12 protein-coding genes are annotated in these 9,766 nt (G+C 71.6%); 5 read left to right on the top strand and 7 right to left on the bottom strand.

Going from position 1 to position 9,766, the window contains the following annotated elements; all coding sequences use genetic code 11:
• Positions 1 to 112: 112 nt before the first annotated feature.
• On the top strand, positions 113 to 1,003 hold the full coding sequence (gene hisG / locus B9G49_RS14545) for an ATP phosphoribosyltransferase (RefSeq protein ID WP_086216849.1): 891 nt from the start codon (positions 113 to 115) through the stop codon (positions 1,001 to 1,003).
• Between the two features lie 16 nt (positions 1,004 to 1,019).
• On the opposite strand, the gene B9G49_RS14540 is transcribed toward hisG, so the two are convergent.
• The 3 genes from B9G49_RS14540 to larB all read right to left on the bottom strand — a co-directional run bounded on the left by B9G49_RS14540 (position 1,020) and on the right by larB (position 2,448).
• Entirely contained in the window at positions 1,020 to 1,283 is a 264-nt protein-coding gene (locus B9G49_RS14540; protein WP_049932157.1) for a GIY-YIG nuclease family protein, read from the bottom strand.
• A gap of 109 nt (positions 1,284 to 1,392) precedes the next feature.
• On the bottom strand, positions 1,393 to 1,545 hold the full coding sequence (locus B9G49_RS16855; protein ID WP_008440770.1) for a hypothetical protein: 153 nt from the start codon (positions 1,543 to 1,545) through the stop codon (positions 1,393 to 1,395).
• 135 nt (positions 1,546 to 1,680) lie between these two features.
• Complete coding sequence (larB, locus tag B9G49_RS14535) at positions 1,681 to 2,448, bottom strand: nickel pincer cofactor biosynthesis protein LarB (protein WP_086216848.1); 768 nt, start codon at positions 2,446 to 2,448, stop codon at positions 1,681 to 1,683.
• A gap of 302 nt (positions 2,449 to 2,750) precedes the next feature.
• Here larB and B9G49_RS14530 point away from each other — a divergent pair, with 302 nt between their 5' ends.
• Positions 2,751 to 2,918, top strand: a complete 168-nt coding sequence (locus B9G49_RS14530) for a DUF1931 family protein (RefSeq protein ID WP_004047560.1) — start codon at positions 2,751 to 2,753, stop codon at positions 2,916 to 2,918.
• A gap of 78 nt (positions 2,919 to 2,996) precedes the next feature.
• On the opposite strand, the gene rpiA is transcribed toward B9G49_RS14530, so the two are convergent.
• Positions 2,997 to 3,731, bottom strand: coding sequence for a ribose-5-phosphate isomerase RpiA (gene rpiA, locus B9G49_RS14525; RefSeq protein ID WP_086216847.1), 735 nt, complete (start codon positions 3,729 to 3,731; stop codon positions 2,997 to 2,999).
• 99 nt (positions 3,732 to 3,830) lie between these two features.
• On the opposite strand from rpiA, the gene B9G49_RS14520 reads away from it, so the two are divergent.
• Complete coding sequence (locus tag B9G49_RS14520; RefSeq protein ID WP_049932131.1) at positions 3,831 to 4,091, top strand: hypothetical protein; 261 nt, start codon at positions 3,831 to 3,833, stop codon at positions 4,089 to 4,091.
• Between the two features lie 8 nt (positions 4,092 to 4,099).
• Here B9G49_RS14520 and B9G49_RS14515 read toward each other — a convergent pair whose 3' ends face one another.
• Positions 4,100 to 5,224, bottom strand: a complete 1,125-nt coding sequence (locus B9G49_RS14515; RefSeq protein ID WP_049932129.1) for an ORC1-type DNA replication protein — start codon at positions 5,222 to 5,224, stop codon at positions 4,100 to 4,102.
• Between the two features lie 105 nt (positions 5,225 to 5,329).
• On the bottom strand, positions 5,330 to 6,442 hold the full coding sequence (locus B9G49_RS14510) for a TIGR01177 family methyltransferase (RefSeq protein WP_233125225.1): 1,113 nt from the start codon (positions 6,440 to 6,442) through the stop codon (positions 5,330 to 5,332).
• Positions 6,443 to 6,526: 84 nt separating this feature from the next.
• Between B9G49_RS14510 and B9G49_RS14505 the strand changes: the two genes are divergently transcribed.
• Positions 6,527 to 7,087 (top strand): TATA-box-binding protein, encoded by a 561-nt coding sequence (locus B9G49_RS14505; RefSeq protein ID WP_086216846.1) that lies wholly within the window; start codon positions 6,527 to 6,529, stop codon positions 7,085 to 7,087.
• Between the two features lie 93 nt (positions 7,088 to 7,180).
• On the top strand, positions 7,181 to 7,540 hold the full coding sequence (locus B9G49_RS14500) for a hypothetical protein (RefSeq protein WP_049932127.1): 360 nt from the start codon (positions 7,181 to 7,183) through the stop codon (positions 7,538 to 7,540).
• 55 nt (positions 7,541 to 7,595) lie between these two features.
• On the opposite strand, the gene B9G49_RS14495 is transcribed toward B9G49_RS14500, so the two are convergent.
• Positions 7,596 to 9,766, bottom strand: a 2,171-nt coding sequence (locus tag B9G49_RS14495) for an ATP-dependent DNA helicase (protein ID WP_143414716.1), incomplete at its 5' end; no start/stop codon positions are given.

Genomic DNA, 9,766 nt, shown 5'->3' with positions numbered 1-9,766 from the left:
CGGCCGCTAGCCGGCACCGGCCACCGCATCTGTTTATAACCAGTCTCGCGTCGCCACCAGTCCCGCCCCTCCGGACGAAAACGTTTCCCCCTGTCCGCGCGACGCTCCCCGTATGCGCATCGCCGTCCCCAACAAGGGCCGCCTGCACGAGCCGACGCTCTCGCTGTTAGAGCGCGCGGGGCTCCACGTCGAGGAGACCGCCGACCGACAGCTGTACGCCGACACCGTCGACGAGGACGTGACGGTGCTGTTCGCGCGGGCGGCCGACATCCCCGAGTACGTCCGCGACGGCGCGGCCGACCTCGGCGTCACCGGCCTCGACCAAGCGGCCGAGTCGGGCGGCGTCGTCGACGCCGCGAGCGCGGCGGCCGAGGGCGACCTCGTCGACCTGCTCGATCTGGGCTACGGTTCCTGTCGGCTCGTCCTCGCCGCGCCCGAGGACGGCGGGGTGTCGGCGGTCGAGGACCTAGCGGACAGGACGGTCGCGACCGAGTTTCCGAACGTCACCCGCGACTACCTCGACCGCGTGGGCGTCGACGCCGACGTGGTCACGGTGACGGGCGCGACGGAGCTGACCCCGCACGTCGACATGGCGGACGCCATCGTCGACATCACCTCGACGGGGACGACGCTGAAAGTGAACCGGCTGGCGGTGATCGACGACGTGCTCGACTCCTCTGTCCGGCTGTTCGCGCGCCCCGACGTGGTCGACGACGCGAAGGTCGAGCAGGTGGTGACCGCCTTCGAGTCCGTCCTCGCCGCGGACGGCCGTCGCTACCTGATGATGAACGCGCCGAAAGAGCGGCTCGACGCGGTGAAGGACGTGATCCCCGGGCTCGGCGGCCCGACCGTGATGGACGTCGAGGCCGACGAGAACGGCAACGGGATGGTGGCGGTCCACGCCGTCGTCGACGAGCGCGACGTGTTCGAGACGATCTCGGATCTCCGGTCGGTCGGCGCGACCGGCATCCTCGTCACGGAAATCGAGCGCCTCGTGGAGTGAGCGAGAGGCGAAGCGGTCAGTCCCCCGCGTCGTCGCCCTCGCCGATCAGCCGCTCTTTCTCGGCGCGCGACAGCGACTTGACCGCGTACTCCCGCGACATCGCCGCCGACTTCGAGTCGAACGACTCGACGTGGCGGAGGGTGACGGGGGTCCGCCCGCGGGTGTACTTCGCGCCCTCGCCGGCGTCGTGTTCGGCGACGCGCCGCTCGACGTCGGTCGTGTACCCGGTGTAGAGGGTGCCGTCGGCGCACTCGATGACGTACACGTGGTGGTCGGCCACGGTCGGCCGTCCGAGCGCGAGCGGCAAGTGTGTGCGGGTGTGCCCGGAGGGGCAGGCGAACGGAGCAGTCGCTCCCCGTGCGCTCGTCCTTCGATCGGCGTTTCGCCGGTCAGTCCCCGGTTCGAGTCCGCTCGCGAGACACCTCTGCGATGCCCGCGTTCGCGGAGCACTTCGGGCACGCGTTCAGGTCGCCGCGTTCGTCCGCGAAGACGCGAGCGAAGCGGTCCGAGACGTGCGACCCGCAGTGGTCACAGCGTGGCATGTGATGCCGACGTGCGTCGGCAACTACCATACGGGCTCGACGAACTAATACCCTTTTTCGACCCAGTCGGCTGCCGGTATACGGTCGGTTAAGCGAGTCCGGATGTCGCCGGATCTCCTCGCTCGATCCCCCCGCTCACTCGGCGCGCGCGGCGTCGACCGCGCGGGCGATCAGCCCGGCCTGCGCGCCGGCGACGAACCCGGCGTCGACGTTGACGGTCGTCAGCACGGAGCACGACTGGAGCGCCCCCTCCAAAGCCGCCACTCCCTCGCCGCCGACGCCGTAGCCGGTCGAGACGGGGAGCGCGATCACGGGGGCGTCGACGAGGCCGGCGACGACCGTCGGGAGCGCCCCCTCGCGACCCGCCGCGACCACGACGGCGTCCGCCTCGCGGACCCGGTCGGCCTGGTCCACGATCCGGTCGAGGTTGGCGACGCCGACGTCGTCGACCCGGTCGACGGTCGCCCCGATCTCGCAGGCGACGACCGCGGCCTCGCCGGCGACGGGCGCGTCCGCGGTGCCGGCGGCCACGACCGCGACCGCGGCGTCGAGCGAGGGGAGTTCGAAGTCGGCCGCGTGCGCGACGACGGTCCCGGTCCGATCGTCGCGCTCGACCGTCGCGTCCGGTCCCACGTCGCCGACCGCCGACGCCACCGCGGCCGCCGTCGCCTCGTCCGCCCGCGTCACGAGCGCCCGGCCGGTGGTGTCGAGCGCCGTCGTCGCCAGGGCGGCGACCTCCGCGGGTGTCTTCCCCTCCGCGAGGATCGCCTCCGGGATCCCGCGGCGTCGCTCGCGGGCGGCGTCGAAGCGCCCCGCGTCCGTGGTCGCGTAGCCCGCGAGCCGCGACTCCGCCTCCTCGATGCCGATCTCACCCGCCTCCAGCGCCGCTAACGTCTCTCGCATGGGGCGTCGTCGGGGGCGGCCTCGGTCGAAGCTGTCGGTTCGAGCCGGGCGCGCCGCGCGCGAGGTCGAGCCGGGGTCGAAGCGCGTTCGCGAGCGTCACGCGACGACGCGCGCTCCGTCCGGACCGCGCTCGGAGCGGGGTCGGGCCGCGTTTCGCGTCGTGCTCGCGGCGGGGCGGAGACGAGAATCTCACAAGACTTATAAGCGCTTGTACTCGCGGCCTCCCGCGAACGGGCCGCACGGCGCCCCTCGCGGTCGAATTCAGGAACTCTTATTAACCATCACCGGGTAGGCCCGATCGCATGGCAGACCTCATTGTCAAAGCGGCCGTCAAGGAAGCCCTGGACGACAAGAACGTCGCTTCGGACTTCTACGACGCGCTGGACGACGAAGTGGACGAGCTGCTCGAAGACGCCGCGCGCCGCGCCGAGGCCAACGACCGGAAGACGGTCCAGCCGCGCGACCTCTAAGACGGAACTCGTTTCCGTTCCATTTTATTTGCGTGCCGCCCGCCGAGCGGCCGCGCTGCGGGGCGTCGCCCGGGGATATCAGACCGACTCGATCCGGACGCCGGACTCGGTGCCGACATGTATCTCGTCGGTCATCCCGACGAACAGCCCGTGCTCGACGACGCCCGGAACCTCGGCCAGCGTCGCCGACAGGGCGACCGGGTCGGCGATCTCGCCGAACGCGCAGTCGAGCACGAGGTTCCCGTTGTCAGTCACCACCGGACCGTCCTTCCGCTCCGCGCGCCGCAGCGTCGGCTCGCCGTCGGCCTCCCGGACGGCCGCGGCGACGGCGGTCCGTCCCGATGGCAGCACCTCGACCGGGACCGGCCGGTCCAGCCGCGGCGACTCCTTCGAGGGGTCCGCGACGACGAGGAAGCGGTCGGCCGCGGCGTCGACCAACTTCTCGCGGGCGTGGGCCGCGCCGCCGCCCTTTATCAGAGCCCCGCCGGTGTCGGGGGCGCCGCCCCCGTCGACGCCGGTCGCCACCTGGTCCGCGCCGTCGATGGCGAGGTCGATACCCGGGCCGTCGAGACCGACCGCCTCGGGGAGGTCGAGGCAGGGAATCCCCGCCCCGACCGCGAGTTCGCGGCTCGCGAACGAGGTCGGGACGCCCCGGACGTCGAGGCCGGCGTCGACCCGGTCCCCGAGCCGCCGGATCGCGTGCGCCGCCGTCGACCCCGTCCCCAGTCCGACCACGTCGCCGTGGGTGACGGCCTCGGCCGCCGACTCGCCGGCGCGCCGCTTCATCGCGTCGCTCCCGCCGCTCGTCTTCATGCGACGAGGTGCGGGCGGAGCTATTGAAAAGGCGTCGGCGGTTCGCTCCGACCGCGCGACCGCCGAAGTGTATTACTCGCGACGCGATCAGTCGGAAGTATGTCCTCGGCAACCGCTGTCCTCCCGCTGTTCGGCCTGACGCTCCTCGGTGCGATGTTCGTGACCGCGGCGCTTCAGTCGCGCGGTCGACTCCCCTTCGCGGTCCCCGAAGGCGCGTACGTCGCCGTCTCGGTCGGGGCCGTCTCCGTCGTCGCGCAGTCCCTCGTCGGGTCGGACCGAGAGACCGTCGCGATCCTCGCCGTCGGGGCCCTCGCATGGGCGACTGGGTACGAGACGGCGCGTGGTGACGACGAGAGGTAGGTCGCCGCCTACTCCAACCGGTCCAAGACGGCCTCCGCGTCGTAGGCCAAGGAGAGTTCGCGGGAGCGGCCGCGGCCGTCGACGTCGGCGTACTCCGCGTCGATCACGCCGAGCTGGTCGAGCTTGTTGATGATCTCCGAGTAGCGGGTGTAGCCGAGCCCCGTCTCGTCGTTGAACGCGTCGTACACCGCGCCGGCGCGCTCGCCGTCGTGCTCGGCGAGGACGCGGACGAGGTCACGCTCGGAGTCGGAGAGCCCGCGCAGCGACCGCGAGAGGTGGACGTGCTTCGACTTGTCGTACGCGTCCTCGACGTCCTCCTTCGAGACGGTCTTCGAGGCGCGCATCTCCGCGTTGAGCCCGGCCCGGCGCAGGAGGTCGATCCCGACCCGGAGGTCGCCGCTCTCGGCGGTGAGGTCGGCGACCCGCTCCAGTTCGGCGTCACCGATGACGCCCTCGTGGAAGCCGCGCTTGGCGCGCTCGGCGAGGATGTCGTAGATCTCGGTCGCGTCGTAGACGGGGAAGTACACCTCCTCGGGCCGGAAGACCGACTGGACACGGGTGTCGAGGTCGTCGATCACGTCGAGCCCGAGGTCCGAGGAGACGACGATGACGCCGATCTTCGCGCCGGAGTGCGCCTCGTGGGCGCGGAGGAGCGAGTACAGCGTGTCGGAGGCCTCGTTCTCGTAGAAGAGGTAGTTCACGTCGTCCAAGGCGACGACGAGCACCTCGTCCTCCTCGACGAGGCGGTCGGTGATCTGGCCGAACAACTTCTTAAACGAGATGCCCGACGACGGGGGTTCGTACTCGAAGATCCCCTCGAACAGCCGGGAGAACACCGCGTAGCGCGTGGAGTCGACCTGGCAGTTGACGCGGACCGTCCGCACCTCGGTCCGGGCGCCGAGCTCGCCGAAGAGCTTCTGGACCGCGGTGGTCTTGCCTGTTCCCGGCGGTCCGCGAACCATCGTGTTGAGCGGGCGGGAGCCGCGAACCGCGGGGCGGAGCGCGTACTTGAGGTTCTCCAGTTGGCTCTCGCGGTGGCGGAACGTCTCGGGGACGTGGTCGATCTCGAACACCGACTCGTCGCGGAACACCGACTCGTCCCACGAGAGCATGTCCCCGCCGTCCCCGGTCATGCGAGTACCACGAGAGGCCGCGCACTTAACCGTTGCCCGGCGTCGGGGCGGAACTGAAACTTGTCGCGCCAGCGTCGGATAAGAGCGATTCCGCCGATCGGTCGTTCACTCTCGGTCCGGCAAGCTTCCGTCCGCGTCGGGCGAGATGTCCGCCGGGTCCGCCTCGCCTCCCGCGTCCGCCTCGCGGCGCAACACCAGCACGTGGCGCGTCAGCGACCGGTGAACCCGGCGCTCGAACGCCGCGTCGACGGTCCACCCGGCGTCGCGGGCGGGACCGCGCCAGTCGCGGTCGGCGATCAGCACCGCGCGCGGCGCGACCCGGGCCGCCTCCGCAAGCGCGCCCGCGACGAGGTCGGCCAGCTCGTGGCGCGCGATCTTCGACTGTCGGCCGTAGGGGGCGTCGAACGCGACCCCGTCGACGGCGTCGTCGGGAAGCGGGAGCGCGGTCGCGTCGCCGCGGGCGACGTGCCAGTCGGGGGAGGGAGCGTCGGCGTCGTCGGCGAGGTATGCGCGGAAGTTCCGCCGCGCGCCGTCGGCCATCTTCGCCTGCGCGTCGCAGGCGACCGCGTCGGCGCCGACGAGGCCCGCTTCGAGGGGGAGACCGCCGGTGCCGCACATGGGATCGAGCAGGGTCCGCCCGGGGGCGGCGCCCGCGAGGTTGGCGTAGGCGCGGGCGTCGACCGGGGCCATGCTCCCCGGCTGGAAGAAGGGGCGGTCGGTGGGGTCCGGCGCGAAGTCGCGGGCGGCCTCGGCGGCGACCCACCCGAGCGCGCACAGGTCCGCGTCGCCGCCGTCCGCGCCGGCCACCGCGTCGTGTTCGGCGCGCGGGCCGGCGGCGAAGAGCGCGCGGAGGACGTGGTCGGGGTCGTCGAGGTCGACGTCGAACCCGCGGTCGACGAGGACGCTCCCGAGTTCGCGCTCGACCGCCTCGGTGGAGACTCCCGACGTTCCCCGGACGTCGCGGGCGCGGGCCGCCACGCTTCCGGAGCGGTCGAGCGGCGCGGCGCGGAGCGCGGCGACCGCGGCGTCGACGTCGGCGTCCGTCCGCGCGACCGCATCGTGGGCGGCGCGCGTGTACGCGAGGCGCCGGACGTGCGCGCCGTCGATCCCGCCGGTCCGAGCGATCCCCGGCGCGAGGAGGTCGACGCCGGTCGCCGCGGTCGCCGCTTCGCGGGCGGCGAAGGCGTCGGTCTCGCCGGCGAGTTCGAGCCAGTACACGCCGACCGCTCCGCGCGGCGACGACAATAGCGTGGCGGTTCCGACCAGCCACCTTTTTAAGTCGTTCGGGCGAGGATGGAGGTAATGAGGGCCGACCCGAAGGAGACGATCACCGTCGAAAACGTCGTCGCTTCCACGGGGATCGGGCAGGAACTCGATCTCCAGAGCGTCGCGATGGACCTCGAGGGCGCCGACTACGACCCCGAGCAGTTCCCCGGGCTCGTCTACCGCACCACAGACCCGAAGTCGGCCGCCCTGATCTTCCGCTCCGGGAAGATCGTCTGTACGGGCGCGAACTCGGTCGAGGCGGTCCACGAGAGCCTCGACATCGTGTTCGCGGAGCTCCGCGCGCTCCAGATCCCGATCGAGGACCCGGAGGTCACCGTCCAGAACATCGTCACGTCGGCCGACCTCGGCGAGAGCCTGAACCTGAACGCGATCGCGATCGGGCTCGGCTTGGAACACATCGAGTACGAGCCGGAGCAGTTCCCCGGGCTCGTCTACCGGCTCGACGAGCCGGAGGTCGTCGCGCTGCTCTTCGGCAGCGGGAAAGTGGTCGTCACCGGCGGCACGAGCCCCGCCGACGCCGAGGCAGCCGTCGACGTGATCGTCGAGGAGCTGAACGGCCTCGGGCTGTTGGGCTGACGCGGCGAGCCCGCGATCGAGACGGGGCCGCGATGCGGCGACACCGCGACCGCGTTCCGCGATCACTTTTACCCGTCGCCGCGTATGGCGACCATGCTCTTACAGACGGTGACGCCGGTCTCCGTGCTCGGGACGACCGTCCTGTTGGCGCTGTTCCTCTGTCTCACCGCGCACGTCGCGGCCCGGAACGTCCTCGGCGACGCCGACCCGCGGCGGGCCCTCTACATCGGCCCGCTGCCCGCGGTGATCAGCGTCGCCGGCAACGGGCTCGAACTCCCCGGGGGGCTCATCCTCCTCGCGGCGCTCCTCGTCGACGGGACGATGTTCTGGTGGAGCTACGAGCAGCCGCGGCGGGCGGTCGCCGCGATGACGCTGATCCACGCCGTGGTCACGACGCTGCTGGCCGGGCTCCTGATCCTGGTCTCGATCCTGCTCGCGTCGATGCCCGGATAGGACGGCCGGAAGTGACGTCGAGGCGAGCGCCCGCGAGCGGGACCGCGCGCCCGCGTCACGGCGACGGCGGCGGGCCGTCGTACGCGTCGTGGTCCTGATAGAAGTTCAGCATCGCGAACTTCAGCTTCGCGGGGTCGACGTCGAGCAGCTCCTCGCGCTCCTCGGGCGGGAACGCGGACCGGACCGAGTACTTCCCCATGTCGGCGGTCGTGTAGCGCCGGTCCGCGAGGATCCGGACGCCGTAGTCGTCGGGGCCGCGGATCACTCGGCCGAGCGCCTGTCGCGTCTTGCGGATCGTCGGGACCTCGACCGCGTACGTCCACCCCGGGTCGCGGGCGCGGTCGCGGTCCGCGAACGCGCGGTCGTAGGCGTCCTGGACCGCCTCCGTGCGGTCCGAGAGGTGCGGGTACGGGACGCCCACGACGACGACCGTCCGGGCGTCGTCGCCGTCGAAGCTCACGCCCTCACCGAGCGTCCCCCACAGCGAGGTGAACAGCGCGGCGCCGTCGCTCTCGACGAACTCGCTGCGGAGCCGCTCCTCGTCCTCGCCCGGCCCGTCGAGGTGGATCGGACCGAGGTCGACGGCGTCCGCCGCGGCGCCGCCGGCGGCGCTTCCGCCCCCGCTCGCCCCAGCGAGCCGCTCGTGGTAGCGCTCGGCCTCGGCGTACGACGGGAAGAAGGCGAGCGTGTTGCCCGGGGTAAAGCGGATTGCGTCGCGGAGCAGCGACGACACGGCCTCCTGCGTCTCCGGGTCGTTTCGGTCGGCGGCGAACAGCGGCGGCACGTCGGCGGCGAACGTCCGGCGGTTCGCCTCGGGGTACCCCATCTCGTAGGCCATCGAGGCGACGTCCTCCAGCCCCAGCACGTCCTCGGTCACGTCGAACGGGCGCAGCGTCGCGCTCATCAGGACCGAGGCGGCCACCTCGTCGAACAGCTCGCTCGTGACGCTCCGCGGGATACAGGTGTACAGCTCCGCCCGGCCGTACACCTCGTCGGTGCCGCCGTCGCGCCGGACGGAGAGCACGGGATACTGGCCGAACTCCGCGCCCTCGTCCATCCACGTCGAGACGAACCGGGCGGCCGCGAGCGTCTGCGACTCCGACCGGGTGGTCGCCTCCCCGTCCCGGTAGCGGCGCTCGTACTCCTCGTCTATCGCCTGGCCGAGCTGGACGGCGAGCTCGGTCTCCGCGTCGATCCCCGTCCCCTCGTAGTTGCGGAGGAACGCGAGCGTGAGGTCGTCGCGGCGGTCGTCGTTGGCGACCGCAATGTCCTCCCAGTTCTCCGTCACGGACTCGGAGCCGCCGAAGCCGAGCGCGTCCTCGTACGTCTCGGCGAGGGCGTCGCGGAAGGCGCGGAGGACGTTCTCGGCGGGCTCCGCGCGGGAGTCGTCGCTGTCGGCCACCTCGTCTAAGGCGGCGTCGAGCGTGTTCTCCGTCAGCGTTCGGGTGGCGTGGTCGCGGGCGGCGTCCTCGATGTTGTGCGCCTCGTCGAACACGGTGATTATCTCGCTCGGGTCGCGGTCGATCCACCGGAAGAACTGCTCGCGGATGTTCGGGTCGAGCAGGTGGTGGTAGTTACAAACGACCAGGTCGACCCCCTCCATCCCCTTCTTCAGCAGCTCGTAGCCGCACAGCGCGCGCTCGTCGGCGTACTCGTACACGTCGTCGGGGGTGCGGACGTCCTCGAAGAGCCACCCGAAAAAGTCGTCCGTGTCGCGGGTGAGATTGTTGCGGTAGTGTTCGCAGACGTTCGCGGCGTCGTACTCCTCCATCTCCGCCTCCAGCTCGTCGAGTTCGTCCATGACCGACTCGCGGGCCTCGGCGGCGCCCGTCTCGCCCTCGCGGCTCTCGGCCAGCAGCTCGCGCTGTCGCGACTCCAGCTCGCGGACCTCGCTCTCCGTCTCGACCATCTCGCGGGTGGTGTCGCGGAGGGTCTGACACTCCTGGTAGTCGACGTCGATGTGGCACATCGACGACTTCCCCTTGAACACGACCGCGCGGATGGGTTCTTCGCGCGTGATCGCGCGGGCGTCCTCGACGAACTGCCGCATCTGCTGGTGGACGTTGGTCGTGATGACGACCGTGCGGTCGTGCTCGCGCGCGTGTTCCAGCGCGGGCACGAGCGCCGAGAGGGTCTTCCCGGTCCCGGGCGCCCCCTCGAACAGCACGTCCTGTCCGCGGTCCAGCGCGTTGGCGACCCGGTCCATCGCCTCGCGCTGGACCGCGG

It is taken from the genome of Halorubrum sp. SD683 (assembly GCF_002135045.1).
GTDB classification, from domain to species: domain Archaea; phylum Halobacteriota; class Halobacteria; order Halobacteriales; family Haloferacaceae; genus Halorubrum; species Halorubrum ezzemoulense.
This window is presented reverse-complemented; position numbering and strand designations above follow the sequence as displayed.

What these genes read in the sequence shown, in the direction of transcription:
- B9G49_RS14505 (WP_086216846.1), top strand. Translation starts at nt 6,527, where the DNA reads ATGAGGGCCGACCCGAAGGAGACGATCACCGTCGAAAACGTCGTCGCT.
- B9G49_RS14520 (WP_049932131.1), top strand. Translation starts at nt 3,831, where the DNA reads ATGTCCTCGGCAACCGCTGTCCTCCCGCTGTTCGGCCTGACGCTCCTC.
- B9G49_RS14500 (WP_049932127.1), top strand. Translation starts at nt 7,181, where the DNA reads ATGCTCTTACAGACGGTGACGCCGGTCTCCGTGCTCGGGACGACCGTC.
- B9G49_RS14515 (WP_049932129.1), bottom strand. Translation starts at nt 5,224, where the DNA reads ATGACCGGGGACGGCGGGGACATGCTCTCGTGGGACGAGTCGGTGTTC.
- rpiA (WP_086216847.1), bottom strand. Translation starts at nt 3,731, where the DNA reads ATGAAGACGAGCGGCGGGAGCGACGCGATGAAGCGGCGCGCCGGCGAG.
- B9G49_RS14530 (WP_004047560.1), top strand. Translation starts at nt 2,751, where the DNA reads ATGGCAGACCTCATTGTCAAAGCGGCCGTCAAGGAAGCCCTGGACGAC.
- hisG (WP_086216849.1), top strand. Translation starts at nt 113, where the DNA reads ATGCGCATCGCCGTCCCCAACAAGGGCCGCCTGCACGAGCCGACGCTC.
- B9G49_RS16855 (WP_008440770.1), bottom strand. Translation starts at nt 1,545, where the DNA reads ATGCCACGCTGTGACCACTGCGGGTCGCACGTCTCGGACCGCTTCGCT.
- larB (WP_086216848.1), bottom strand. Translation starts at nt 2,448, where the DNA reads ATGCGAGAGACGTTAGCGGCGCTGGAGGCGGGTGAGATCGGCATCGAG.